Raw genomic sequence first — 25276 nt, forward strand, 5'->3', positions numbered from 1 at the left:
ACGGGCGGGGTGCGCTGTCGGCGGTTGACACGCGCCGGGCGCGTGGAGGAGGGCCGGGGCGCGGACGCCCGTGTCCGATTCCCGCTCCTGCTCGACGTCGCCGCGTGCGAGGCTCGAGGCGTGCCCGACTCCGATCCGCTCTTCGAGGAGCGCTACCGCGCCGTCGCCTCCCGCGACTCCCGGTTCGACGGGCGGTTCCTGACCGGCGTGCACTCCACCGGCATCTACTGCCGTCCGAGCTGCCCCGCCATCACACCGCGGCGCGCGAACGTGCGCTTCTACCCGACGGCCGCCGCCGCGCACGAGGCGGGGCTCCGCGCCTGCAAGCGCTGCCTGCCGGACGCCGTCCCCGGCTCCCCCGAGTGGAACCTGCGCGACGACACGGCGGCGCGCGCCATGCGGCTGATCGCAGACGGAGTGGTCGACCGCGAGGGGGTCGAGGGGCTGGCCGCACGGCTCGGCTACGGCGCGCGCCACCTCGGCCGCATCCTGCGCGAGGAGCTGGGCGCGCCTCCGCTGGCGCTCGCGCGCGCCCAGCGCGCCCAGACCGCCCGGCTCCTGCTCACGAGCACCGACCTCCCCGTGTCCGACGTCGCCTTCGCCGCCGGCTTCACGAGCATCCGGCAGTTCAACGCGACCCTGGCGGAGGTGTACGAGCGGACCCCGACGGCCCTGCGCGCCTCGGCCCGCGGCACGCGCTCCGAGGCGAGCGTCCACGACGGCGCGACCACGCTGGAGCTCCGGCTGGCAGTGCGGGCTCCGTTCGATCCCGGGGTGCTCGACGTGCTCGGCGGCACCGCGCTCCCGGGCATCGAGGAGGCGTCCCCCGGCGGCTACGCGCGCTCGCTCGTCCTGCCCGGGGGCGCGGCGCTGATCCGGCTGGCGGCGGACGGGGAGAGCGTCCGCTGCAGCGCGACGCTCGTCTCCGTCGCCGACGTCGGGCCGCTGGTCGCCCGGGTGAGGCGGCTGCTCGACCTGGACGCGGACGCCCGCGCCGTGGACGAGGCCCTCGCGGCCGATCCCGCACTCGCTCCGAGCGTCGCCGCCCGCCCCGGTGTCCGCGTGCCCGGCTCCGTCGACCCGGCCGAGACGCTGGTGCGCGCGCTGCTCGGCCGGCGGGAGGCCGCACGGCTGGTCGCGGCGCTCGGCGCGACGCTCCCGGAGTCCGTGGTGAGCGGATCGATCGCACGCGCCTTCCCCTCCCCCGCGGTGATCGCCGAGCACGCAGCCGACGTGCTCTGCGGATCCGCCGACGTGCTGGTGCGGACCTGCACGCTGCTCGCCGAGGGAGCCCTGCGGCTCGACGCCGACCGGGAGGAGCTCGCCGAGCAGCTGCTGGCGGTCCCCGGGATCGACGCGGCCACGGCGGCCGAGGTGGCGCAGCGGGCGACCGGAGATCCCGACGTCCTGCTCACCGGGGATCCCGCGCTCCGGCGGGGCGCGGCGGCGCTCGGCCTGTCCACGGGCGAGCGCGCGCTGGCCGAGGCCGGGCGCCGCTGGGCGCCCTGGCGCAGCTACGCCGGGGCGCGCTTCGCGGCCGCGGTCACGCCTCCGGTGCGGGGTCGATGATCGGGAGCGCCGCGGTCATCGCCTCGATGCCCGAGAGCCGCGCCGGCGAGATCAGCCGCATGACCTCCTCGCGGGACATCAGCCCCGCCTCGACCACCAGGTCGGCGATGTTGCGGCCGGTCGCGAGGGCGGCCTTCGCGAGGGCGGCGGACGCGGTGTAGCCGATGCTCGGCGTGAGCGCCGTCACGACCCCGACCGAGGAGGCGACCATGGCCTCGAGCCGGTCGACGTTCGCGGTGATGCCGTCGATGCAGTTCTCGCGGAGCGTCTTGCAGGCCTGCGTCATCCAGGTGATGCTCTGCAGCAGCGAGTGCGCGATCACCGGCTCGAAGGCGTTGAGCTGGAGCTGACCCGCCTCGGCCGCCATCGTGACCGTGACGTCGGCCCCGGCCACCGAGTAGGCGACCTGGTTGACCACCTCGGGGATGACCGGGTTCACCTTGCCGGGCATGATGCTGGATCCCGCCTGGCGCGGAGGCAGGTTGATCTCACCGAAGCCGGCCTGCGGGCCCGAGGAGAGGAGCCTCAGGTCGTTGCAGATCTTGGACAGCTTGATCGCGGAGCGCTTGAGCGCGCTCGAGAACGACATGAAGACGCCGGTGTCGCTCGTCGCCTCGACGAGGTCCTGCGCCATCTCGAGGTCGAGGTCGGTGATCTCGTTGAGGTGGCGGACCGCGGCCGCGCCGTAGCGCGGATCGGCGGTGATGCCGGTGCCGATCGCGGTGGCTCCGATGTTGACCTCGGCGAGCAGCCAGATGGTCTCGGAGAGACGGGCGTGGTCCTCGCCGAGGGTCGTCGCGAAGCCGTGGAACTCCTGGCCGAGCGTCATCGGCACCGCGTCCTGCAGCTGCGTGCGGCCGACCTTCAGGACGCTGCCGAACTCGACCGCCTTGCGGGAGAACGACTCGCGCAGCAGCGCCAGCTCGTCGAGCAGGCGGCGCAGCGACCAGGTCATCGCGATCTTGATCGCGGTCGGGTAGACGTCGTTGGTGGACTGGCTGCGGTTGACGTCGTCGAGCGGGTGCAGGTGGGCGTAGTCGCCCCGCTCGAAGCCGCCGATCTCGAGTGCGACGTTGGCGACGACCTCGTTCGCGTTCATGTTCGTCGAGGTGCCGGCGCCGCCCTGGATCACCCCGACCACGAACTGGTCGTGGAACTCGCCGTCGATGATGCGGCGGCACGCGGTCTCGATCAGCTCGGCCTTGGCGGGGGCGAGGCTGCCGAGCTCGGTGTTCGCCCGGGCGGCCGCGAGCTTGACCGTGGCGAGGGACCGGACGAGATCGGGGTAGATCGAGATGGGGCGCTTCGAGATCGGGAAGTTGTCGAGGGCCCGTGCCGTGTGGATGCCCCAGTAGGCCTCGGCGGGGATCTCCATCGAGCCGAGGGAGTCGCTCTCGGTGCGCGTGGCGGGGGTCTCGGTGTCGTCCAGGGCTCTGCCTTCCGGGTCGCGGTCGGGGAGGGTGCTCGGTGCGAGGGTCACGTCCAGCTCCGTTGCTGTCGTCGTGCGGCCCCGGAGGGTGCAGGGGGCTCGCGAACTGCGCGGCCAGCCTATCGCCGGGGCACGGGGCGGCGGCGGACGCGGGCGCGGAGCGTCCGCTCGGCGGGCGCGGAACGACCGCGCCTCCCGCCGCCGGAGCGGACAGGAGGCGCGGGACGCGGGAAGCGGCGGATCAGCGGTAGTCGCTGCCCGACGCGAGGGCCGCGAGCGGCACGAGCACGACCACGACGAGCACGGCGATCGCGAAGAGCAGGACGAGGCCGAGCATGACGGAGTTGAGCACGATGCCCCAGATCGAGAGCGTGCGGCCGGTCGGCTCCCTCCGCAGGCCCAGGATGCCGAAGACGAGGCCCGCGGCCGGAGCGATCACGGTCAGTCCGAAGAAGACGGAGGTGACGCCGAGGATCAGGCTGGTGAGCGAGAACGGGGTCGAGGGCGCCGGGGCGAGCGCCGCGGCGCCCTCGACCCCGTTCTCGCTCACCAGCCTGATCCTCGGCGGCGGGGCGCTCCCCGGCGGACGGCCGCTCCTCGGTGAGGACGGCGGTCGCGCCCAGGTCCACGGTCGGCTGCTCGTCGGCGGGGGTGGAGAGGCGGGCGGTGCGGTCGTCGGTGGTCACGGTGTGCTCCTTCTCGGGTGCCGGTCGCCCGGCGGGATGCGATCCCGCCGGGCGGGCCGGCGGTGCTGCCGGTGTGCTCCGGCGATGCCTCCACGCTACGGACGAGCCCGGACCCGCCCCATCCGGGGAACCCCCGGAACTCGGGGGCGATCCCCCGCCTCGACGCGGGGGCGGGTGCGAGACTGGTCCCGGCGCGAGGAGGCGGCGACGATGGACGACGACGAGCTGCGGCACCGCACCCGGGACCGCAAGGGCGCCCGGGCCGTCTGGTTCGCCGGGCTCTCGGCGCTCGCCGGCTTCGTGGTGATCTCCCCCGTGATCTCCCTCACGGCGACCGTGATGGTGTGGGGGTCGCGGCGGCGGATCGGCACCCTCAGCGACCGCAACGGGCTGGTCGCCGTCAACTGGCAGCTCACCTACCTCGCGCTCCAGATGATGCTGGTCCCGCTGCACCTCGCCCTGGTGTCGGTGCGCGACTCGCTCGGCGCCGGCTGGCCGCTCGCGACCATCTCGGCGATCCTCGCGCTGGCCGTGCTCAACCTCGTGCTGTGCGTCGTCCTCGGGATCCGGTCCGGCCGGGGACGCACCGTGCGCCTCTGGATCGCCGTGCCCTTCGCCCGCTCCACCCGCCCGCCGCGCTGACCGTCGGGGCACCCCGGCCCGCACGGCTCCCCGCTCCTGGGGCTGCCCCGGCGTGTCCGCGGCGCGGTGCCCCCTCGACCCCGCGGCGGCGGGCAGGGTGGTGGAGTGATCGCCTTCCCTCCGCCCGTGTACGTCGTGGCCGACGACGGAGTGCGGCTGGCCACCTACTCCGTCGGCGAGGAGAGCGCCCCGACCGTCCTCGCCGTGCACGGCTTCGCCTCCCACGCCGTGCTCAACTGGGAGACGTCGGGCTGGCTGCGGACGCTGCACCGGGCCGGGTACCGCGTCGTGGCGCTCGACCAGCGCGGGCACGGCGCGAGCGAGAAGCCGCACCACTCCGACTCCTACAGCGTGGACGCCATGGTGGCCGACCTGGTGCGGGTGCTCGACTCCTACGACCTCGACGCGCCCCACGTGCTCGGGTACTCCCTCGGCGCCCGGATGAGCTGGGTGCTGGGGCTCGAGCACCCGGAGCGGATCGCATCGCTGAGCCTCGGCGGGCTGACGGTGGGCGAGCCCCTCCGCTCCTTCGACGCGGAGGCGGCCCGGGCCCGCGTCGCCTCCGGCGGCGAGATCGACGACGGCTTCACCCGCGCCTTCATCGGCATGGCGGAGGGCGTGCAGGGCAACGACCTCGCAGCGCTGGTGGCGGTGGCCGACGGCGTCCGCGGCGGGGCGCACCCGGAGCACGGGCGGCATCCCCACCTGCCGACGCTGCTCGTGACCGGCGGCGCGGATCCGATCGCTCCCGGCGGAGAGCTGCTGGCGGCGGAGACGGGGGCGCGGTTCGTGAGCGTCCCCGGCCGCGACCACACCAGCACCGTGCCCGCGCGGGGCTTCAAGGACGCCGTGCTGGCGTTCCTGGCGGAGCAGCGCTGAGCCGGCCCCTCGCCGGACGGGAGCACCGCGAGCGCCGAGGCCCGCGGCGTAGCATCCCCCTCATGCAGGCGATCCGCATCGAGAACCCCGGCCCCGACTCCCGACTCGTGCTGGAGGAGGTGCCGACGCCCTCCCCCGGACCCGGCGAGGTCCTCGTCCGCGTGGCGGCCGCCGGCGTCAACCGCGCCGACCTCGGCCAGCGCGGCGGGGTCTACCCGCCGCCGCCCGGCGCCTCCGAGATCCTCGGGATGGAGGTGTCCGGCACGGTCGTCGCGCTCGGCGAGGACGCGACCGGGTTCGCGGAGGGCGACGAGGTCTGCGCGCTGCTCTCCGGCGGCGGCTACGCCGAGTACGTCGCGGTCGACGCGGGCCTGGTGCTGCCGGTGCCGGACGGCGTCGGCCTCGTCTCGGCCGCCGCCCTCCCGGAGACGACGTCCACCGTCTGGTCGAACCTCGTGATGGTGGCCGGGCTCGGATCCGGCGACACCGTCCTCCTCCACGGCGGCGGGAGCGGGATCGGGACCACGGGCATCCAGATCACCGCCGCCCTCGGCGCCCGCGTCGCCGTCACGGCCGGCAGCCCCCGCAAGCTCGAGGCGTGCCGCGCGCTCGGGGCCGACGTCCTGATCGACTACCACGAGGAGGACTTCGTCGAGCGGATCCGGGAGGCGACCGGCGGGCGCGGCGTCGACGTGATCCTCGACCCCGTCGGCGGCGACTACCTGGCCCGAGACCTGGAGGCGCTGGCCGTGGGCGGGCGCGTGGTGTTCATCGGCAACCAGTCCGGTGCGCTGGGCTCGCTCGACCTCGGGGTGCTGATGCGCAAGCGCGGGGCGGTGCACGCCACGACCCTCCGCGCCCGGCCCCTGGAGGAGCGGCGCGCGATCGTCGCGCAGGTGCGCGCGGAGGTCTGGCCGCTGGTCGCCGCCGGGACGGTGCGACCGGTGGTGGACGAGGTGGTCCCGCTCGCCGAGGCCGAGCGGGCGCACGACGTGATGCGCTCCTCCGGCCACATCGGCAAGCTGCTGCTCACCCCGTGACGCCCCGCACCGGAGGAGGCCCCCGCCGCCCGGCGTGAGCGGGAGCGGGGGCCTCCTCCGGTGATGCCCTCCGGCGGGGCGTCAGACCGCGGAGCGCAGGAGTCCGAGCGAGCGATTGATGCCGTCGACGTCGACCGCGGCCGGATCGAACGAGGCTCCGGCGGCGAGGCCGAGAGCCTCGAGCGCCTCCGCGTGGTCGGCCGAGGACGGGTCGGTCGCCGCCCGCACCGTGTCGGCCCAGGCCGCGGGGCCTCCCGGCACGTCGAGCGGAGCCGCGCCGCGCGCGCCCGTGCAGCGCGGCAGAGCCGACGACAGCGGCGCGATCGACTCCAGACGGATCACGTGGCGCCACTCGTCCTCGAGGTCGTAGACGTAGAAGAGCTCGTCCTGCTCCTGCTCGAGCACCTCGGCGAGCGCGACGCCCGCCTCGTCCACGAGGTCGGCGCCGAACTCCTCCGCGTCGGACGGCGAGCCGATCGGAGCCTGCTCCTCATCGGGCACGCCCACGCTGAAGTAGTGCGGCTGCGCGTCGGTCCAGCCCAGCGAGAGCTGGAGCGCGAGGTGCAGATCGCGCAGCGACGACTCGGAGGAGAGCTCGAGGCGCCGCCAGACGACGGGCTTGGTCCCGAGCAGGGCGACGTGGAGCGCGTAGGCCGTCGCCGTGTCCTGGGTCCCCTCGTCGAGGATCTCGAGGCGGGTGGCCTCGCGCTCTCCGAGGAGGACGACCGTCGCGCGGACGACGGAGGCGAGGACGGGCGCCAGGCCCTCCGGCACCGCGTAGCCGAACTCGGGCGAGTGCAGCAGCAGCCCGAGCTCGGCGGTGTCGTCGAGCATCCGCTCGGCCGTGCCGACCATGCGCTCGCGCTCGTCGAGGGCCTCGTCGAGCGAGACTCCGGAGTCGGCTGCCAGCTCGTCGACCAGCTCGCCGACGACCAGGCCCGGGTGGATCTCGGCCTGGCAGGCTACCGCGATGCGGACCAGCACGGCGTCGGTGGTGGTGACCGCGCGCTGCTCCGGAGAGAAGGCGCCGTCCTCGGTGTCGGCGGCCGCCAGCGCGGTCTGGGCGCTGAGGATCCACTGCTCGAGGAAGCGGGCGACGTAGGCGATGCGCTCGGCGGCGGCCTCGTGCGCGTCGGAGCTGCGCCAGAGCACGGCGGCCTCGCCGAGACCTGCGGCGGATCCCTCCTGCTCGAGCACGGCCGAGCCGACCAGCGCGTCCCACCAGGCCGAGACCGGGATGCGGACGGAGTCGTCGCTCGGGGTGGATCCCGCGGAGGAGATGCCCGCCTCGACCGCGATCTCGCGGGCGGCGCGCTCGGTGAGGGTCGCGCCGTCGTCGGCGGCGAGGTGCTCGACCACGACGTCGGCGGCGTGCACGAGAGCGGTGGCGCGCACGGCGGAGAGCTGCTCCTCGGCCGGGACCTCGTCGAGCTCGGCGAGGTCGTCGAGCACGGCCTCCACGAAGGAGCCGGCGAGGTCGAGGACCTCGTCGAGGACGGCCTGGCACTCGTCCAGCTCCTCGTCGGTGCCGGTCCAGAGGTCCTCGTCGGTGAGGAAGTCGAGGAAGTGCTCGACGACCTCGGCGACGGTGAAGAGGGTGTCGTCGAGGTCGGCCTCGCTCTCCTCCCCCGACAGGTCGGCCTCGATCTGGTCGAAGACGGCCTCGAGCAGCTCGGCGTCGGGCTGGGCGAAGGAGCCGCGCGGGCGCAGGTCGCGGGTCATCGCGAAGAGGTCGGTCAACACCTCGACGGCCTCGTCGGCCTCGAGGTGCTCGTGCTGCATTCCCACCTCGGCGAGGTGCGAGCGGTACCAGCTGCGGAACCGCACCATCAGCGCGGTCTCGGCCGTGCGGCCGCCGCCCTGACCGCCGGACCCGCCCTGACCGCCTCCGGATCGTCCCTGGTTGCGCTTCTTGCCCATGATTCCTCCGCGACCGCTCCACTCACGACGAAGCGCTCCAGCCTACCCAGTGCGGGCGCGCGGCGGCACGCGCGGCCGCCCCCTGCTCACCCTGTGCGCACCGGGTCCGCTCGCTCTGATACGGCCGATCGCCCGAGTCCCGGGATCAGCGCGCGGTGGGAGGCCTCGCCGCCCGGGCCCCTGCCACACGGGTCCCGATGATGAGAAATCTCGCAGCGATCGGGCGGCGAGGCTTGCGCTCGAACCCCTCGCTTCGGTGGAGTGTCCGGATGACCGACACGACGGACACCGCCGAGACCGCTCCCGGGAAGACGTCGCTCAAGCGGGTGATCACCGGGCCGCTGCTGTTCGCCTTCATCGTGGGCGACACACTCGGCGCCGGCATCTACACCCTGGTCGGCACGATGGCCGAGGACGTGGGCGGCGTGATCTGGCTGCCGCTGCTGATCGCGCTGGTCGTCGCCCTGCTCACCGCGGGCACGTACGCCGAGCTGATCACCAAGTACCCGCACGCCGGAGGGGCGGCGCGCTACGTGGACCGCGCGTTCGGGCAGCCGTACCTCTCGTTCCTGATCGGCTTCCTGATGATGGCCTCCGGCATCACGACGGCCGCCTCCCTGGCGAACGCGTTCGCGGGCGACTACCTCGGGGCTCTGCTGGACGTGCCGCCGATCCCCACCGCGATCGTCTTCATCGCGATCCTCACCCTGGTGAACCTGCGCGGTGTGAAGGAGTCGCTGACCGCGAACCTGGTCGCCTCGGTGATCGAGGTGAGCGGACTGGTCATCGTCATCGTCTGCGCCGCGGTCTTCTTCGGCTCCGGCGACGGCGACGCCTCCCGCGTGCTCGAGTTCAACCCCGACGTCGCTCCGCTGCAGGGGGCGTTCGCCGCCTCGATCGTCGCCTTCTTCTCGTTCCTCGGCTTCGAGGCCGCGGCGAACATGGCCGAGGAGGTGCGGAACCCCTCGAAGGTCTACCCGCGGGCCCTCTTCGGGGCGCTGATCACCGCCGCCGTGGTCTACCTCCTGATCGCGCTCGGCGCCGTGATCGTGCTGCCGAACGACGAGCTCGCGGCCTCCAGCGGTCCCCTGCTGGACGTGGTCGCGGCGAGCGGAGTGGCGGTGCCGCCGTGGCTGTTCGGCCTGATCGCGCTCGTCGCCATCGCGAACGGCGCTCTGCTGTTCATGGTGATGGCGTCGCGGGTCGGCTTCGGACTCGCCACCTCCGGGCTGCTGCCGAGCGCCTTCGGGAAGGTGCTGCCGGGCCGCCGCACGCCGTGGGTGTCGATCGTGGTCGTCGGCGGAGTGACGATGCTGCTCAGCCTGATCGGCGACGTCGGCACGCTCGCCGAGACGACGGTGCTGCTGCTCCTGCTGGTGTTCATCGCGGCGAACGTGTCGGTGCTGGTGCTGAAGAAGGACCGCGTCGACCACGCCCACTACTCCGTGCCGCGGGTGGTGCCGGTGCTCGCGACCATCGCGAGCGTGGTGCTGCTGACGCAGCAGACGGGCGTGGTCTGGCTGGCGACAGCGGGCTACGTGGTCGTGGGGACGCTGCTGTTCCTCGCCACCCGCCTGGGGAAGCGGAAGCACGCGGAGCGGACCCCGGACTGATCCGGGCCGGCGGCGATCCGTCGCGAGCGGCCCGTCCGCGGATCCCCTGCGGGCCGTCCGCGGCGGATCGATCGCGGGGGGCGGTGAGGAGTGGGATCGTGAGGCTATGACCGTCACGCTCGAGCCGATGCCCGCCGCCGCTCTCGCCGCCTGGATGCGGGTCCAGCGCTCGGCGTACATCGAGGACCGGATGCGGGCGGGCGACGACGAGGCGGCCGCGACGCGCAACGCCGACGCCTCGTACGAGAAGTACTTCCCGGGCGGCTCCCCCGCCGCCGGGCACGACGTGCTCCTCGTCTCCGAGGACGGCCGCGCGGTCGGGTCGCTCTGGCTCGGCCCGCACCCGAGCGGACTCGAGGGCGTCGGGTACGTCTGGGACGTGCAGATCGACGCCGCCGAGCGCGGCCGCGGCCTCGGCCGGGCGGCGATGCTGCTCGCGGAGTCGCACGTCCGCTCCCAGGGCGGCTCCGCCCTCGCGCTGAACGTGTTCGGCTTCAACACCGCCGCGCGGGCTCTGTACGAGTCGCTCGGCTACGAGACGACGTCCCCGCAGATGCGCAAGCCGCTGGTCTGAGCGGGGCCGCTCGACGCCGGGCAGTGGCACGACCCGGTCGCGCAGAACGCCGCACGCCGTGCTCGAGGGCGGACGCCGACGGGCGCCCACCGACGAGCACGGCGGCGGCAGTGGTGGAACCGCCGGGGATCGGCGGGACCCTGCGGTCAGCTCGTGGAGGCGACGGCGGTCGGGTCGCCGGTGCCGGACGGACGCGGGGCGTCACCCGATCCCGTCGCCACCGACGCGCCGGTCGGAACGACGGTGCCGCCGGTCGCCATCCCCCGGCCGAAGGCCTGGCCCTGGAGGATCGCGCCGAGGTCGACGCCGGTCGCCGACTTGACGCTGTCGAACGTCGCGGCGAGACCCGCCGCCTGCTCGCGCGCGATGTGGGTGCCGGCGGTGTCGCCGCCGATCAGCGTCACCGAGCCGACGTTCTGGTAGCCCTTCGCGAACTCGGCCATGAGCGAGGGCAGCTGCCCGATGAGCTCGCGACCCAGGATCGCCTCCTGATTCTCGCGGAGCGCCTCCGCCTCGGCCGCGATGGCCGCCGCGCTCGCCTCGCCCTTCGCGCGGATGGCCTCCGCCTCGGCGGTCGCGTTCGCGCGCAGCGCCTCGGCCTCTGCGCCCGCCTTGGCCCGCAGTGCGTGGGCCTCGGCCTCGGCGCGGGCGCTCACGGCGGCGGCCTCGGCGGCGGCGGACGCCTGGCGCGCCTCCGCCTGGCGCTGGACGGCGTACGCCTCGGCGTCCGAGACCTGCTGCGCGACCTGGCGGTCCGTCTCGGCCTTCTTCTCGCGTCCGTAGGCGTCGGCGTCGGCCTCGGTCTGACGGCGGTACTTCTCGGCGTCCGCGACGCGCTTGACGTCGGCGTCGAGCTCGGCCTGCCGGTTCTCGGCGCGCTGCACGAGGACGGCCTGCTCGCGCTCGGCGCGGGCCAGGTTCTCGGCCTGCTCGGCCTCGGCGTTGGCGCGGCCGACCTCGGACTTCGCGGCGGCGGTGTTCTTGTCGTAGGCGGTCTGCTCGATCAGGTTCGCCTCGTCCGTGGCCAGCTGGCGAGCCTTGACCTCGCGGGCCGCGTTGATCCGCGCGACGTCGGCCTCGCGGCGGACGCGCTCGATCTCCTGCGCTCCGAGCGCCTCGATGTAGCCGTTGCGGTCGGTGACGCCCTGGATGGCGAAGGAGTCGAGGACGAGGCCCTGGGCGAGCAGGTCGCCCTTGATGCCCTCGGCGATCTCGTCTCCCAGCTTCTGCCGGTCCTGCATGACCTCCTCGACGCTGAGCTTCGCGACGACGCCGCGGAGGGCGCCCTCGAGCTGCTCGGTCGTGAAGACGTCGATGGACTGGTCCTGCGACGCGAAGCGCTCGGCGGCGGCGCGGACCTGGTCGGCCGTGGACCCGATCTTGACCAGGGCGACGCCCGCGAGGTGGATGGTCACGCCGTTCTTGGTCTGCGCGACCGGCTCCATCTTGATCTGGCGGGAGCGCAGCGAGATGCGGTCGGACCGCTGGGTCAGCTTGTTCACGAACGCGCCGCCGCCGGTGATGACGGTCATGTTCGAGGTGAGGCCGTCCTCGCCCTTCTGCTTCTTCCCGACGATCACGATCGCCTCGTCGGCCTGCGGCACCTGGTACCAGGCGCGGAAGAGGAAGAAGCCGATGAGGGCGATCAGCAGGAGTGCGCCGACGGCGACTCCGGCGAGGACGATCCAGAGGAGATCCGGTTCCATGGGCGGGCGACCTTTCGTCCGACCCGCGCGACGCGGGTACCTGAGAGACGTACAGGTTCCATCGTGTCACAGCGCCTCGGACGGCCGCGTCGGCCGGAGGGGGGATACTGCGGACGCCGCCGAGAGCGGATCACGAGGGGGCGGGCCCGGAGGAGGACGCCACGAACGAGGGCGTCGCGCGGAGTGCCGCGGAGGAGATCAGTGCTGGGGTACCTGGACTCGAACCAAGAACAACTGAACCAGAATCAGCCGTGTTGCCAATTACACCATACCCCAATGGTCATCCGGAGGTGATCCCGGGACCAGGCGGCGACCGGATCGAGACCCGAGCGCCGAGAGACGACAGTACCCTACGCGGGCATCCCGCTCAAATCGAGCCGCGGACGACGCTGCCCTCGGACTCCGGGGCGGCCTCGCCGAGGCGGGCGCGGACGAGGTCGCGGTTGATCGCGGAGGCGACCTGGGCGCCCGATCCGGCGGCGACGATCAGCTGCTGCGGGCCGGGAGGGGTGACCTCGCCGGCGGCGTAGAGGCCGGGGACGGACGTGCGGCCACCGGCGTCGACGCGGAGGAAACCGTCGGCGTCGCGGTCGGGGCCGGCCGCGTCCAGGTAGTCCAGCGCGGGCGTCCAGACGGGGCGGACGAACGCGCCGGTGCGCGGCACGACGTCGCCGTCGACGAGGCGGACGCCGGTCATCTCGGCGCGCTCCCCGGCGAGGTCGGCGACCGGGCGCCGGTCGACCCGGATGCCGATGGAGGCGAGCAGCGACTCGTCGGCGTCGCTCACCGTCCCGACGCCGTTGGTGAAGACGATCAGGTCGGTCGACCACTGCGAGAGGAGCATGGCCCGCTCCGCGAGGTCGTCGGTCTCGCCGATCAGGGCGAGCGCCTCCCCCGCCTTCTCGTAGCCGTCGCACTCCATGCAGCTGTGCACGGCGGTGCCGTAGTAGGCGCGCAGGCTCGGGAGCGCGGGCGGCGTCTCGAGGAGCCCCGCGGCGACCACGACGGCGGTGGCGACGACGGAGCGGTCCGCGCTGCCGCGCACGCCGCGCGCGCCGACCACGAACTCGCCGCCGGAGCGCTCGACCGACGTGACGAGGGCGTTGTGCACCTCGGCGGCCTCGTAGCGCTCGAACTCCTCGCGGCCGAGGCGGCGCAGCTCGAGCGGCGAGATGCCGTCGCGGGTGAGGAACCCGTGCGAGTGCAGGGTCGCGGCGTTCCGCGGGCGGTTGCTGTCGAGCAGAAGCACGCTCCGGCGCGCCCGGACGAGGTTGAGCGCGGTGGAGAGCCCGGCGGGGCCCCCGCCGATCACGACGACGTCGTATCGTCCGCCGACCGTCTCCGCCACGGTCAGGCCTGCCGGGAGGCGCCGAGGTGAGCGCCCAGGCGGTCGAGGCGGGCGATCGACTCCTGCTTGCCGAGGATCTCCATGGACTCGAACAGCGGCGGCGAGACGCGGCGTCCGGAGACCGCGGTGCGCAGCGGCCCGTAGGCGATGCGGGGCTTGAGGCCGAGGCCCTCGATCAGCGCGGAGGCGAGCGCCTCCTGGATCGAGGCCGTCAGCCACTCGGACGCGGGGACGAGCTCGAGGGCGCCGATCGAGGCGGCGAGCACCTCGCCGGCGTTCGCGGGCAGGCCCTTCAGCGCGTCCTCGTCGTACTCGAGCGCGTCGGACGCGGTGAAGAGGAACCCGAGCATGCCGGGGGCCTCCCCCAGCAGGCCGATCCGCTCCTGCACGAGGGGTGCGGCGGCGTCGAGCACCGCGCGCTGCTCGGCGGTCGGCTCGCCCGCGAGCACTCCGGCCGCCACGAGGTACGGGATCGTCCGCTCGGTGAAGTCGTCGACGGCCAGGAGGCGGATGTGATCGCCGTTGATCGACTCGGCCTTCTTGAGGTCGAAGCGGGCCGGATTGGGGTTCACGTCGGCGACGTCGAAGGCGGCGACCATCTCGTCGATCGAGAAGACGTCGCGGTCGTGCGTGAGCGACCAGCCGAGCAGGGCGAGGTAGTTGACCAGGCCCTCCGGGATGAAGCCGCGGTCGCGGTGGTGGAAGAGGTTCGAGGACGGGTCGCGCTTGGAGAGCTTCTTGCTGCCGTCGCCCATCACGTACGGGAGGTGCCCGAAGCGCGGGACGAAGGTCGTCACTCCGATGTCGATCAGCGCGTGGTACAGCGCGATCTGCCGGGCGGTCGAGGGCAGGATGTCCTCGCCGCGCAGCACGTGGGTGATCTGCATGATCGCGTCGTCGACCGGGTTCACCAGCGTGTAGAGCGGCTGGCCGTTGGGGCGCACCACGACGAAGTCGCTGAAGGAGCCCGCGGGGAACGTGATCGGGCCGCGGACCAGGTCGTCGAAGGACAGGTCGGCGTCCGGCACGCGCAGGCGCAGCGCCGGGGCGCGGCCCTCGGCGCGGAAGGCGGCGCGCTCCTCCTCGGTGAGGTCGCGGTCGTGGTTGTCGTACCCGTGCTGCTTCGCGCGGCCGGCCGCCTCATTGCGCGCGTCGATCTCCTCGGCCGTGGAGTAGCTCTCGTAGAGGTGCCCCGAGGCCGTAAGGCGCGCGATCACGTCGAGGTAGACATCGGTGCGCTCGGACTGCCGGTACGGGCCGTGCGGGCCGCCGACTCCGACGCCCTCGTCCCAGTCGAGCTTCAGCCAGCGCAGCGCGTCGAGGATCTGCTCCACGCTCTCCTCGCTGTCGCGGGCGGCGTCCGTGTCCTCGATGCGGAAGACGAACGTGCCGCCGGTGTGGCGCGCGTACGCCCAGTTGAACAGGGCGGTGCGGATGAGGCCGACGTGCGGGGTCCCGGTCGGCGAGGGGCAGAAGCGGACGCGGACGTCGCTCCCGGTCGCGGTCGTGAACGGGTGCGCGTCCGGCGCGCTTTCCAGGGGCGGGGTGAGCTCACACATACGAGGCCGATCCTACCGGCGGGAGCCGGTGCGGCGCCCGGGATCGCGGGGGCCGTGGCGCCTCCGCCCCGGGCACGGTGCGCGCCTCGAGGCGACTGCTTCTACCGGACAGCACTGCTCCGAGTCAACGGACTCCCCGAGCGAGCAGGAGCAGTGGTGCGCTGACCCCGGGCCTCTCGTCGAGAGGGCCCGAGCGCCGCACCGCAGGCCGCGCCGGGCCTCCGCGCGAGCGTGCCCGGAAGGAGCACTGATGAGCACGATCGATCTCGACCCCCGCACCGACCGCCCGAGCGCCCTCACCGAGGCGGCGCGGGAGGAGAAGGACGCCCGCACGCTCTCGCTCTTCCAGGCGGCTGTGAGCGCGGAGGCCGCCGAGGGCGCGCGCATCCGCGAGCGCATCGTGCTCGACCACCTGGGCCTGGCCGAGGCCATGGCCCGCCGGGTCTCCCGGAGCGGAGGCGACTGGGCGGATCTGCGCCAGGTCGCCTACGTGGGCCTCGTGAAGGCCGCCCGCCGCTTCACTCCCGAGCGCGGCGACAGCTTCGCCGCGTTCGCCGTCCCCACGATCACCGGCGAGCTCAAGCGCCACCTCCGCGACCTCGGCTGGATGATCCGGCCGCCGCGCGGCGTGCAGGAGCTGCACCGCCGCTCCGCCGTCGTCGCCGACGAGCTCGCGCAGGAGCTCGGCCGTCACCCCACCGACCAGGAGATCGCCCGCCGCCTCGGAGTGGACGCGGCGGAGGTGGCCGACGCGCGCCTCGCGGGGCATCCGCTCTCCCTCGACGAGACCGTGGGCGAGGGCGGCGTCGGCCTGGGCGACACCCTCGGCGGCGAGGACGACCGGCTGCTCGAGATCGACCGGCGGCACGGGCTCGCCGAGGCCCTCGCCGAGCTCGAGGAGGGCCAGCGCGAGCTCCTGCGGATGCGCTTCGTCGAGGAGCGCACCCAGCAGCAGATCGCCGACGCCCTGGGGACGACGCAGATGCAGGTCTCGCGCCTGCAGCGGCGGATCCTCGCGCAGCTCGCCGACCGGCTCGGCGCCCCCTCGCGCAGCCATCAGCCGCGCGCTCCCCGGGCCCGCGTGGCCACGGTCACTCCGGTCCGACCGGCGACGCGGCTGAAGTCCGCCTGAGGTGGGCCTCGGCACGCGACGGGAGCGACGAGAGGGCGGCGAGGACGTCGTCGACCTGGACCGCGAGCAGCGCCGGGTCCGGCTCGGCGGAGAACACGTCGCCGCGGCGGAGGGAGGCGTCGGTCAGCACGACGTGCGGACCCGAGGCCGGAGGACCCCAGGCCTCGGGAGGTGCCGGACCGAAGATCACGACCGAGGGGACGCCGTACGCGGAGGCGAGGTGCGCGGCCCCGGTGTCGACGGTCACCACGACCTCGGCGGCCGCGACGACCGCGGCGAACCCGCTGAGCGCGAGCTCCCCCGCCAGCACCTCGCCCGTGCCGGCGAGCTCGGCGACGCGGCGGGCGCGGTCGGCCTCGTTCGCGCCCCCGGTGTAGACGACGCGGTGCCCATCGGCGGTGAGGGAGCGGGCCACCGCGGCGAAGCGCTCCTCCGGCCACTCGCGCGAGCCGTAGAAGGCCCCGATGTGCACGACGGCGGCTCCGGGGGCCGAGGCGGGCTCCTCCGGGACGGCGATCGCGACGTCCTCGGGGTCGGCGTCGAGACCGATCGAGTTCACCAGGCGGGCCCAGCGGGCGCGCTCGAGCTCGCCGTCGATCCAGAGCGGCCGCGGGTCCTCCGGGCCCGCGCCCGGGTCCAGCGCCGGGACGCGGAACTCGAGCGTGCGCTCGGGCGCGATCTCGCGCAGCCGCAGCCGCGACTCCGGGCCGTTGCCGTGGAGGTTCACGCCGAGCTCGACCCGGCCGGCGGCCATCGGCAGCGGGTCGTCGAGTCCGCGGAGGGTGGGCACGAGCGCGTCCAGTCCCTCGACCAGGTCGACGATCGGCTCGAGCCAGGGCGTGGTCGCCATGATCAGCCGGTGGTCCGGGAAGCCGCGGCGCAGGGCCTTGAGCGCCGGGACGGCGACGAGCAGGTCGCCGAGCTTGAGGGCGCGCAGCGCGAGGATCTCCGGAGTCCCGTCCGGGGCGGTGAGAGCGCGCACGGCGCCTCCTTCCTGTCGGAGTCCCCGTACCCCGCTGCGCGCACCTCAGACGCGCCGCCCGCAGATGCGAGCGACGCGCCCGGAGGGACCGACTTCTCCGGAAGGGGGTTTACATCCCCGGTCGAGGGGTACGAGGAGAAGGTGAACGACTCCTCCTCCCGGAGCGCCGACGAGCGCGCGAGGGCCCCGCGCCTGCGGGGGATCCTCTTCGACCGCGATGCGACGCTCGTGGTCGACGTGCCCTACAACGGCGACCCGGCGCAAGTCTCCCCGATGCCCACCGCCCTCGCCGCGGTCGAGCGCGCGCGCGAGGCGGGGCTGGCCGTGGGCGTGGTCACCAACCAGTCCGGGATCGCCCGCGGGATCATCGACCGCGGCCAGGCCGACGCGGTGAACCGGCGCGTGGACGAGCTGTTCGGTGGCTTCGACGTGTGGATGCTCTGCCCCCACGGCCCGGAGGACGGCTGCTCCTGCCGGAAGCCCCGGCCCGGCATGGTGCTCGGCGCCGCCGAGCAGCTGGGACTGCCGGCCCGCTCCCTCGCCGTGATCGGCGACATCGGGGCCGACGTCGGCGCCGCCGCCGCGGCCGGCGCCCGTGGAGTGCTGGTGCCGACTCCGATCACCCGCGCCGAGGAGGTGGACGCCGCTCCGCTGCAGGCGGCGACGCTCCTCGAGGCGGTCGAGCTGCTGCTCGCGATGCAGCCCGACGAGGACGCCGAGTGAGGCGCCGCGTGCTCGTCGCCCGCCTGGACAGCGCGGGAGACGTCCTGCTGTGCGGACCCGCCGTCCGCGCGATCGCGGCCGACGCCGAGGTGCTGCTGCTGAGCGGTCCGCAGGGAGCGCCCGCGGCCGCGCTGCTGCCGGGTCCCTCCTCCGTCCGCACCTGGTGGTGCCCGTGGATCGGCGACGCCTCCCGCCCCGTCGACTCCGAGCTCGTCGACGAGCTGCGCGCGATCGTCGAGGAGTTCGCGCCGGACGAGGCCGTGATCCTCACCTCCTTCCACCAGTCGCCGCTTCCGCTGGCCCTGCTGCTCCGCCTCGCCGGTGTCGCCCGCATCACGGGCGCCTCGATCGACTTCGCGGGCGCCCTGCTCGATGTGCGCCTCGTCCCGGGCGAGACCCTCGAGGAGGACCAGCCGGAGCCGGAGCGCGCGATCGCGATCGCGGCGGCGGCCGGCTTCGCGCTGCCCGCCGGCGACGACGGACGGCTCCGCGTGCGCCGCGAGGGCGTGCTGCCCGCCGCTCTCGAGGGGATCGGCCCCTACGCGGTCGTGCACCCCGGGGCAGCCGTCCCCGCCCGCGCCTGGCCCGCGGCGAACGCGGCCCGCGCCGTCGAGCTGCTGGCGGACGCGGGCCTCGCCGTCGTCGTCACCGGCGGCCCGGGCGAGCGCTCCCTCACGGCCGAGGTCGCGGGCTCCCGCGGCATCGACCTCGGCGGGGCGACGGACTTCCCCGGCGCCGCCGAGGTGCTGGCCGGCGCCGACGTCGTGATCTGCGGCAACACCGGCCCCGCGCACCTCGCCGCCGCGGTCGGCACCCCCGTGGTCAGCCTCTTCGCGCCGGTCGTCCCGGCCGTGCGCTGGGCGCCCTACGGCGTCCCGGTCGCGCTGCTCGGCGACCAGGAGGCGCCCTGCGCCGGCTCGCGCGCCCGCGTGTGCCCCGTCCCCGGCCATCCCTGCCTCGCGGGGGTGAGCGCCGAGGAGGCGGTCGCCGCCGCCCTCCGACTCCGACCCACGACTTCCCCGAGAGAGGCCATCGCATGAGGATCCTGCTCTGGCACGTGCACGGCGGCTGGGCGGACGCCTTCGTCCGCGGCGCCCACACCTACCTGCTCCCCACGACTCCGGCCCGCGACGGCTGGGGCCTGGGCACCGGCGGCCGCGACTGGCCGAGCGCCGTCGAGATCGCGCCCGAGGAGCTGCACGACGCCGACGTCGACGCGGTCCTCCTCCAGAGGCCCGAGGAGCTCGCCGAGGCCGAGCGCCTGCTCGGGCGACGCCTCGGCCGCGACGTGCCCGCCGTCTACGTGGAGCACAACACCCCCCGCGGGGATGTGCCGGACAACCGCCACCCGCTCGCCGACCGCGACGACCTGCTGATCGTCCACGTCACCCACTTCAACGCCCTGATGTGGGACACCGGATCGACGCGGACGACGGTGATCGAGCACGGGATCCACGACCCGGGTCCCCTCTACACCGGCGAGCTGCCGCACTTCGGCGTGGTCGTCAACGAGCCCGTCCGCCGGGGCCGGGTCGCCGGGACCGACCTGCTCCCCCGCTTCGGCGCCGTCGCTCCGCTGGACGTCTTCGGGATGAAGACCGACCGGCTCGCCGAGCTGCCGGGCCTGGAGGACGTGACGGTCCTCGGCGACGTCCGCACGCAGGCGATGCACGCGGCCCTGGCCCGCCGCCGGGTCTACCTGCACCCGTTCCGCTGGACCTCCCTCGGCCTCGCGCTGCTGGAGGCGATGCATCTCGGGATGCCCGTCGTCGCGCTCGACGTGACGGAGGCGGGGCGCGCCGTCCCGCCCGAGGCCGGAGCGGTCTCGAACGACCTCGACGCCCTCGTCGCCTCGGCCCGGGCGCTCGTCGAGGACCCGGACCGCGCCGCCCGCGCCGGCGCCGTCGCCCGCGAGGCCGCGCTCGCGCGCTACGGCCTCGCCCGGTTCCACCGCGACTGGGACGAGGTCCTCGCCGACCTCCCGGGACGCCGGTCGCCGGAGCCCGCTCTGGAAGGGAGCACCCGATGAAGCAGCACCTCTCCTCCGCGCCCGCGCTCACGATCGCCATGGTCTCGGAGCACGCGAGCCCGCTGGCGACCCTCGGCAGCGTCGACGCCGGCGGCCAGAACGTCCACGTGGCGGCGCTCGCCGACGCCCTCGCGCGCCGCGGCCACCGCGTGGTCGTCTACACCCGCCGCGACGACCCCTCCCTGCCCCGGCGCGTGCCCTTCACCTCGGGAGTCGAGGTCGTGCACATCGACGCCGGGCCGCCGCGCCGGGTGTCCAAGGACGAGCTGCTGCCCTTCATGGGCGACTTCGCCGTCGACCTCGCCGAGGAGTGGCTGCAGGAGCGGCCGGACCTCGTGCACAGCCACTTCTGGATGTCCGGGGTCGCCGCGCTCGACGCCTCCGAGCGGGTGGAGCGAGCCACGGGTCGGCGCGTGCCCGTCCTCCACACCTTCCACGCGCTGGGCGTGGTCAAGCGCCGCCAGCAGGGCGCGCTCGACACCAGCCCCGAGGAGCGCGCCTGGCTCGAGCCCGGAGTGGGCCAGAAGGCCGACGGCGTCGTCGCCACCTGCTCGGACGAGGCCTTCGAGCTCAAGGGGCTCGGCGTGCCGACCTCGCGCATCTCGGTGGTGCCCTGCGGAGTCGACATCGACCGGTTCTCGGTCGAGGGCCCGGTCGCGCCCCGCAGCGAGCGCTCGCGGCTGATGACCATCGGACGCCTGGTGCCGCGCAAGGGCATGGGCATCGCGATCGAGGCGCTCGCGCACCTGGTCGCGGCCGGCCACGACGCCGAGCTCGTCGTGGTCGGGGGCTCCGGCTCCGGCGACGCGCTGACGGCGGACCCCGAGTACCAGCGGCTGCACGGCGTGGCCGAGAGCCTCGGCGTCGCGGACCGTGTCGACTTCGTCGGCCAGCTCTCGCAGACCGAGATGCCCGCGATGCTCCGCTCGGCCGACGTCGTGGTCTGCGCGCCCTGGTACGAGCCGTTCGGCATCACTCCGCTCGAGGCGATGGCCTGCGGCGTGCCGGTCGTCGCCTCCTCCGTGGGCGGCCTGATCGACACCGTGGTTGAGGACGTCACCGGGGTCCACGTGCCTCCGCGCGACCCGGTCGCCCTGGCCGCCGCCCTCGGCTCGCTGCTGGAGGACCCCGACCGCGCCCGCGCCTACGGGGCCGCCGGCCGCGAGCGCGTCGAGTCCCGCTACTCCTGGGACCGCGTCGCCGCCGACACCGAGCGCGCCTACGTCACGACCCTCGCCGGCCTCGGCGACGAGTCGCTCCTCACCGGCGCCACGAGCGCACCCTCATCCCCCACCACCCGGAAGGCGGCTCCGCGACGATGACCATCGACACCGCGACCATCGACACCGTTCTGGACACCCCGGCCGACGCCGCCCGGCGCCTCGTCGACGACCACGTGGCGCGCGCGCTCGACGCGGTCGCGCAGCTGGAGCGCCACTCCGACAGGATCGCCGCCTGGGGCGTCGAGCTCGCCGACCGCCTGCACTCCGGCGCGCGCCTGCTCGCCGCGGGCAACGGCGGCTCCGCGGCCGAGGCGCAGCACCTCACCGCCGAGCTCGTCGGCCGCTTCGACGGCGACCGCGTCCCCTTCTCCGCCATCTCGCTGCACGCCGAGACGTCGAGCCTGACCGCGATCGGCAACGACTACGGCTTCGACCACGTGTTCTCGCGCCAGGTCACCGCGCACGCCCGGGTGGGGGACGTCGTGGTGCTGCTCTCCACCAGCGGACGCAGCGCGAACCTCCTCCACGCCGCGGAGGCCGCCCGTGCGGCGGGCGCCCGGTCGTGGGCGCTGACCGGCGAGGGGCCGAACCCGCTCACCGAGCTCTGCGACGAGGCGATCGCCCTCGAGGGCCACGGCTCCAATGTGCAGGAGGCGCAGCTGGTGCTCGTTCACGCGCTCTGCCGGGCCTTCGAGCACCGGATCCGCGCGCGGACGGCGGCCGCCGCGTGAGCCGCCTGCGCCTCGTCGTCGTCGGCGACGTGATGCTCGACGTCGACCTCTCCGGACCCGCCGAGCGGCTGAGCCCGGACGCCCCCGTCCCCGTGGTCGACGTGTCGGCCCGCAGCGCCCGCGCCGGCGGTGCCGGGCTGGTCGCCCGGATGCTCGCCCGCGACGGGCACGAGGTGACGCTGGTGACCGCGCTCGCCGAGGACTCGGATCCGGACGTGGCGGAGCTGCGCGCCGAGCTGTCCGGCGTCCGCCTGGTCGCCGGGCCCTCGGGAGCGCCGACGCCGGTGAAGACCCGCGTCGCCGCCTCCGGCCAGGCCGTCGTGCGGATCGACCGCGGCTGCGAGACGCCGCCCGTCCCCGGCGTCACCGACCCCATGCTCGCCGCGCTCGCCGACGCCGACGCCGTGATCGTCGCCGACTACGGCCGCCGCCTGACCGAGGAGCCGTCGCTTCGCACGGCGCTCGACGCGCTCACCGTGCCGCTGGTGTGGGATCCGCACCCGCGCGGCTCGCAGCCGGTCGCCGCCACCTCCCTCGCCACCCCGAACCTGGCCGAGGCCACCGCCTTCTCGGGAGCCGTCGGCCGCGGAGTGACGCGCGCCGAGTCCGCCGCGACCACCCTCCTCGAGCGCTGGGGCTGCGGTGCGGTCACCGTGACGATGGGATCCTCCGGCGCCCTGCTGCGCTCCCGCGGCGCCGGCGTCCCGGTCGTCGCACCGGCCTTCGCCGTGCCGCCCACCGACCCGTGCGGCGCGGGCGACCGGTTCGCCGCCTCGGCCGCCGTCGCCCTCGCCGAGGGCGCGAGCACGTCGGAGGCGGTGCAGGCGGCGGTCGCCGCGGCCGGCGCCTACCTCCTCGCGGGAGGGGTCGCCTCCCTCTCCGCTCCCGCCGACCCCGCACCCCTCCACGGCGGCGGGGTGGACGCCCTGCGCGTCGCCGAGTCCGTCCGCGCGGCAGGAGGAACGGTGGTCGCGACGGGCGGCTGCTTCGACCTGCTCCACGCCGGCCACGCCCGCACCCTCTCCGCAGCACGGGCTCTCGGCGACTGCCTGATCGTCTGCCTCAACTCGGACGACTCCGTCCGGCGCCTCAAGGGCGCGGCGCGGCCGATCATCCCCGAGGACGACCGCGTCGACCTGCTGCTCGCGCTCGAGTGCGTCGACGCCGTGCTGGTCTTCGGCGAGGACACGCCGGACGAGGCGCTGCGCCGCATCCGCCCCGACGTCTGGGTGAAGGGCGGCGACTACTCCGCCGAGTCCCTCCCCGAGACGGCGACGGTGGCGGAGTGGGGCGGCCGGGTCCTGACCGTGCCGTACCACCCGGGCCGCTCGACCACCCATCTCGCCGCCGCGCTCGCGCGCGTCGGCTGACCCGCGGCCCACGAGGCCCGCAGACCACCCCCGGAAGGAAACCATGAGCACCACTCCCACCCCCATCGGCCGCGTCCTGATCACCGGAGGAGCCTCCGGGCTCGGTGCGGCCGTCGCCGCCGCGGTCACCGCCGCCGGCGGCACCCCGATCGTGCTCGACCGCGACGTCTCGTCGGTGAAGGAGGGCGTCGCCGCCTACCAGGTCGACGTCGCGAAGACCCGCGAGGCCGAGAAGGCGGTCGTCGAGATCGCCCGCGAGCACGGCGGGCTCGACGCCGTCGTGACCGCGGCCGGCATCGACCGCTGCGGCCGCCTCGTCGATGTGGAGCCGGAGGAGTGGGAGCGCGTCATCTCCGTCAACCTCCTCGGCACCGCGGCCGTCGTCCGGGCGGCGCTGCCTTTCCTCACCGAGACCCACGGCCGCGTCGTCACCGTCGCCTCCTCGCTCGCGATCAAGGCCGTCTCGGACGCGACCGCGTACTGCGCCTCGAAGTTCGGCGTGCTCGGCTTCACCCGCGCGCTCGCGGCCGAGACCAAGGGCGAGATCGGAGTGACCACGCTGATCCCGTCGGGCATGAAGACGCGCTTCTTCGACGACCGCGACGAGCAGTACAAGCCGGGCCCGGACGCGCTGCTGAACGACCCGGAGAACGTGGCGAACGCCGTCATGTTCGTCCTCGGCCAGCCGCGCGGCTGCGAGGTCCGCGAGCTCGTCATCACGCACGAGGAGGAGCCGTCCTGGCCGTGATCCGCTGACGCGGACCCAGGGATCCCCCCTGCTGCGAGATGCCACCTGTGACGCCGACACGCCGATGTCGAGCACCACAGGTGGCATCTCGCGGTTCAGCGGGTGGAGGCGAGCACTCCGCGGACGTCCTCGAGCACGCGGTCGACCGGCACGTCGTCGACGAAGGTGAGCTCGTGCTCGCAGCGCGGAGCGGTCCAGCCCACCTGCGTCACATCGATGCCGCAGACCGGGCAGCGGGTGGTCCAGCTCAGCTGCACCCGGTGGCGCTGCCGTCCGAGGGGCTGCGCGTTGATCGCGTTGCCCACCCAGAAGATGCCGACCGTCGGAGCACCGACCGCGGCGGCGAGGTGGCGGGGGCCGGAGTCGTTGCCGAGCACGAGGTCGGCGAGCGAGAGCAGCGGAGCGAGGTCCGGGAGGTCCACGACGCCCGCCCAGGAGACCGCTCCCGGCGCTCCGGCGACGATCTCGTCGGCGGCGGGCACATCGGAGGCGTCTCCCACCACCAGCACTCGCGCCCCGTCGGCGAGGAGAGCGGTCGCCACCTCGGCGAACGACGCACTCGGCCAGCGGCGGCGGACATCGGTCGCTCCGGGGTGGATCAGCACGAGCGGGCCGCCCGCGGGCAGGGCCGCGGCCAGGCGGTCGCGGCGCTCCGGGTCGACCGGCAGGACGGGCTCCAGGCGGACGGCTCCGGCTCCGGCCAGCCCGACGATCTCGAGCGCCCGCAGCATCTCGTGCTGGTAGTAGACGTAGGGGATCGTGCGCTCGAGCTCCGCGGCGTCGTCGGTGCGCGACCCGATCGTGTGGCGCGCGCCGAGGCGCTGGAGGAACGGGTTGGAGTAGCGCCCGCCGCCGTGCAGCTGCACGGCCAGGTCGAAGCGGCGCGCGCGCATCCGCTCGGTGAAGTCCTCGACGACCCGGGGGTCCTCCCCCTCTCCGTCGCGGACGCCCTGCGCCACCGGCAGGATCTCGACGTCGGCGATCGGCGACTCGACGCCCGTCAGCAGGACCCGGTGCGCGGGCGTCCCGAGCAGGGTGATCTCGGCTCCCGGGTAGGCGGCCGCGAGGGCGTCGACGGCGGGCAGCGCGAACAGCAGGTCGCCGAGTCCGCCGCCGCGCAGGACGGCGATCCTCTCGACTCCGGCAAAGGGCTCTCGGAGGGGGGCGATGGCGACCACGACGGGTTCCTCTCAGGTGCGGAGGGCGCGCGGGCGCCGCTCCGGGGACGGTGCACTCCTCCACTTCCCCGCCGGGACCGATCCGAAACCGGATCGGGGGCGAGCCCGTCGCCGATCCGGGGGTGGATTCCCGAGGCGGCGTGTCTAGGCGCGCACCACCCGGGTACCGGACGGATGCGTCCGCCACTCCGCGGG

At 74.6% G+C, this 25276-nt stretch carries 22 protein-coding genes and 1 tRNA gene; 14 read left to right on the forward strand and 9 right to left on the reverse strand.

Annotated elements, in window-relative coordinates:
* Positions 1-120: 120 nt before the first annotated feature.
* Complete coding sequence (locus C5C69_RS02355; RefSeq protein WP_181127007.1) at positions 121-1569, forward strand: DNA-3-methyladenine glycosylase 2 family protein; 1449 nt, start codon at positions 121-123, stop codon at positions 1567-1569.
* On the opposite strand, the gene C5C69_RS02360 is transcribed toward C5C69_RS02355, so the two are convergent.
* Entirely contained in the window at positions 1544-2998 is a 1455-nt protein-coding gene (locus C5C69_RS02360; protein WP_258065257.1) for an aspartate ammonia-lyase, read from the reverse strand. The genes C5C69_RS02355 and C5C69_RS02360 overlap by 26 nt on opposite strands.
* Positions 2999-3239: 241 nt before the next feature.
* Positions 3240-3548 (reverse strand): DUF4190 domain-containing protein, encoded by a 309-nt coding sequence (locus tag C5C69_RS02365; RefSeq protein WP_104257236.1) that lies wholly within the window; start codon positions 3546-3548, stop codon positions 3240-3242.
* A 310-nt stretch (positions 3549-3858) separates the two neighbouring features.
* Between C5C69_RS02365 and C5C69_RS02370 the strand changes: the two genes are divergently transcribed.
* The 3 genes from C5C69_RS02370 (at position 3859) to C5C69_RS02380 (ending at position 6245) form a co-directional block, all read left to right on the forward strand.
* Complete coding sequence (locus tag C5C69_RS02370) at positions 3859-4326, forward strand: DUF4870 domain-containing protein (RefSeq protein ID WP_181127008.1); 468 nt, start codon at positions 3859-3861, stop codon at positions 4324-4326.
* A gap of 105 nt (positions 4327-4431) precedes the next feature.
* Positions 4432-5205, forward strand: a complete 774-nt coding sequence (locus C5C69_RS02375) for an alpha/beta fold hydrolase (protein ID WP_181127009.1) — start codon at positions 4432-4434, stop codon at positions 5203-5205.
* A 62-nt stretch (positions 5206-5267) separates the two neighbouring features.
* Positions 5268-6245 (forward strand): NAD(P)H-quinone oxidoreductase, encoded by a 978-nt coding sequence (locus C5C69_RS02380; RefSeq protein WP_104257239.1) that lies wholly within the window; start codon positions 5268-5270, stop codon positions 6243-6245.
* Positions 6246-6326: 81 nt separating this feature from the next.
* Here C5C69_RS02380 and C5C69_RS02385 read toward each other — a convergent pair whose 3' ends face one another.
* On the reverse strand, positions 6327-8165 hold the full coding sequence (locus tag C5C69_RS02385) for a plasmid pRiA4b ORF-3 family protein (RefSeq protein ID WP_104257240.1): 1839 nt from the start codon (positions 8163-8165) through the stop codon (positions 6327-6329).
* A 269-nt stretch (positions 8166-8434) separates the two neighbouring features.
* Here C5C69_RS02385 and C5C69_RS02390 point away from each other — a divergent pair, with 269 nt between their 5' ends.
* Together C5C69_RS02390 and C5C69_RS02395 are read left to right on the forward strand one after the other, a co-directional pair.
* On the forward strand, positions 8435-9778 hold the full coding sequence (locus C5C69_RS02390) for an APC family permease (RefSeq protein WP_104257241.1): 1344 nt from the start codon (positions 8435-8437) through the stop codon (positions 9776-9778).
* Positions 9779-9884: 106 nt separating this feature from the next.
* Entirely contained in the window at positions 9885-10352 is a 468-nt protein-coding gene (locus C5C69_RS02395) for an N-acetyltransferase (RefSeq protein ID WP_104257242.1), read from the forward strand.
* A 146-nt stretch (positions 10353-10498) separates the two neighbouring features.
* On the opposite strand, the gene C5C69_RS02400 is transcribed toward C5C69_RS02395, so the two are convergent.
* The 4 genes from C5C69_RS02400 to gltX form a co-directional block, all read right to left on the reverse strand.
* A complete protein-coding gene (locus C5C69_RS02400; RefSeq protein WP_104257243.1) occupies positions 10499-12058 on the reverse strand; it encodes an SPFH domain-containing protein in 1560 nt (519 codons plus the stop codon).
* Between the two features lie 204 nt (positions 12059-12262).
* Positions 12263-12334: transfer RNA gene (locus C5C69_RS02405), tRNA-Gln, on the reverse strand.
* Between the two features lie 91 nt (positions 12335-12425).
* Positions 12426-13406, reverse strand: a complete 981-nt coding sequence (locus tag C5C69_RS02410; RefSeq protein WP_104276156.1) for an NAD(P)/FAD-dependent oxidoreductase — start codon at positions 13404-13406, stop codon at positions 12426-12428.
* 2 nt (positions 13407-13408) lie between these two features.
* A complete protein-coding gene (gene gltX, locus C5C69_RS02415; RefSeq protein WP_104257244.1) occupies positions 13409-14965 on the reverse strand; it encodes a glutamate--tRNA ligase in 1557 nt (518 codons plus the stop codon).
* Positions 14966-15215: 250 nt separating this feature from the next.
* Here gltX and C5C69_RS02420 point away from each other — a divergent pair, with 250 nt between their 5' ends.
* Positions 15216-16097, forward strand: coding sequence for a sigma-70 family RNA polymerase sigma factor (locus C5C69_RS02420; RefSeq protein WP_104257245.1), 882 nt, complete (start codon positions 15216-15218; stop codon positions 16095-16097).
* Here C5C69_RS02420 and C5C69_RS02425 read toward each other — a convergent pair.
* Positions 16057-17079, reverse strand: a complete 1023-nt coding sequence (locus tag C5C69_RS02425; protein WP_104257246.1) for a glycosyltransferase family 9 protein — start codon at positions 17077-17079, stop codon at positions 16057-16059. The two genes, C5C69_RS02420 and C5C69_RS02425, sit on opposite strands and share 41 nt — an antisense overlap.
* A 141-nt stretch (positions 17080-17220) precedes the next feature.
* Between C5C69_RS02425 and C5C69_RS16850 the strand changes: the two genes are divergently transcribed.
* From C5C69_RS16850 to C5C69_RS02455, 7 genes are read left to right on the forward strand one after another with little or no spacing between them, the layout of a single operon-like run.
* Entirely contained in the window at positions 17221-17802 is a 582-nt protein-coding gene (locus C5C69_RS16850) for an HAD-IIIA family hydrolase (protein WP_104226264.1), read from the forward strand.
* Positions 17799-18842: a glycosyltransferase family 9 protein gene (locus tag C5C69_RS02430; protein WP_219812333.1), complete on the forward strand. Its 1044-nt coding sequence runs from the start codon at positions 17799-17801 to the stop codon at positions 18840-18842. Before C5C69_RS16850 ends, C5C69_RS02430 begins: the two co-directional genes overlap by 4 nt.
* A complete protein-coding gene (locus tag C5C69_RS02435; protein ID WP_104233231.1) occupies positions 18839-19831 on the forward strand; it encodes a glycosyltransferase in 993 nt (330 codons plus the stop codon). Before C5C69_RS02430 ends, C5C69_RS02435 begins: the two co-directional genes overlap by 4 nt.
* Positions 19828-21153 carry a glycosyltransferase gene (locus C5C69_RS02440; RefSeq protein WP_104257247.1) on the forward strand — a complete coding sequence of 442 codons (1326 nt, stop codon included), beginning with the start codon at positions 19828-19830 and terminating at the stop codon, positions 21151-21153. The genes C5C69_RS02435 and C5C69_RS02440 overlap by 4 nt, the downstream gene beginning before the upstream one ends.
* Complete coding sequence (locus C5C69_RS02445; RefSeq protein ID WP_104257248.1) at positions 21150-21785, forward strand: SIS domain-containing protein; 636 nt, start codon at positions 21150-21152, stop codon at positions 21783-21785. The genes C5C69_RS02440 and C5C69_RS02445 overlap by 4 nt, the downstream gene beginning before the upstream one ends.
* A 5-nt stretch (positions 21786-21790) precedes the next feature.
* A complete protein-coding gene (locus tag C5C69_RS02450) occupies positions 21791-23155 on the forward strand; it encodes a PfkB family carbohydrate kinase (RefSeq protein ID WP_104257284.1) in 1365 nt (454 codons plus the stop codon).
* Between the two features lie 43 nt (positions 23156-23198).
* Positions 23199-23903: an SDR family oxidoreductase gene (locus C5C69_RS02455; protein ID WP_104250150.1), complete on the forward strand. Its 705-nt coding sequence runs from the start codon at positions 23199-23201 to the stop codon at positions 23901-23903.
* A gap of 95 nt (positions 23904-23998) precedes the next feature.
* Here C5C69_RS02455 and C5C69_RS02460 read toward each other — a convergent pair whose 3' ends face one another.
* Positions 23999-25081: a glycosyltransferase family 9 protein gene (locus tag C5C69_RS02460; RefSeq protein ID WP_104257249.1), complete on the reverse strand. Its 1083-nt coding sequence runs from the start codon at positions 25079-25081 to the stop codon at positions 23999-24001.
* Positions 25082-25276 lie beyond the last annotated feature (195 nt).

The organism is Rathayibacter sp. AY1C7 (assembly GCF_002931865.1).
In the GTDB taxonomy this organism is placed as follows: domain Bacteria; phylum Actinomycetota; class Actinomycetes; order Actinomycetales; family Microbacteriaceae; genus Rathayibacter.

Excerpts from the sequence above, each read along its gene's own strand:
- C5C69_RS02380 (WP_104257239.1), top strand. The coding sequence starts at position 5,268 with ATGCAGGCGATCCGCATCGAGAACCCCGGCCCCGACTCCCGACTCGTG.
- C5C69_RS02385 (WP_104257240.1), bottom strand. The coding sequence starts at position 8,165 with ATGGGCAAGAAGCGCAACCAGGGACGATCCGGAGGCGGTCAGGGCGGG.
- C5C69_RS02390 (WP_104257241.1), top strand. The coding sequence starts at position 8,435 with ATGACCGACACGACGGACACCGCCGAGACCGCTCCCGGGAAGACGTCG.
- C5C69_RS02395 (WP_104257242.1), top strand. The coding sequence starts at position 9,885 with ATGACCGTCACGCTCGAGCCGATGCCCGCCGCCGCTCTCGCCGCCTGG.
- C5C69_RS02400 (WP_104257243.1), bottom strand. The coding sequence starts at position 12,058 with ATGGAACCGGATCTCCTCTGGATCGTCCTCGCCGGAGTCGCCGTCGGC.
- gltX (WP_104257244.1), bottom strand. The coding sequence starts at position 14,965 with ATGTGTGAGCTCACCCCGCCCCTGGAAAGCGCGCCGGACGCGCACCCG.
- C5C69_RS02420 (WP_104257245.1), top strand. The coding sequence starts at position 15,216 with ATGAGCACGATCGATCTCGACCCCCGCACCGACCGCCCGAGCGCCCTC.
- C5C69_RS02435 (WP_104233231.1), top strand. The coding sequence starts at position 18,839 with ATGAGGATCCTGCTCTGGCACGTGCACGGCGGCTGGGCGGACGCCTTC.
- C5C69_RS02440 (WP_104257247.1), top strand. The coding sequence starts at position 19,828 with ATGAAGCAGCACCTCTCCTCCGCGCCCGCGCTCACGATCGCCATGGTC.
- C5C69_RS02445 (WP_104257248.1), top strand. The coding sequence starts at position 21,150 with ATGACCATCGACACCGCGACCATCGACACCGTTCTGGACACCCCGGCC.
- C5C69_RS02455 (WP_104250150.1), top strand. The coding sequence starts at position 23,199 with ATGAGCACCACTCCCACCCCCATCGGCCGCGTCCTGATCACCGGAGGA.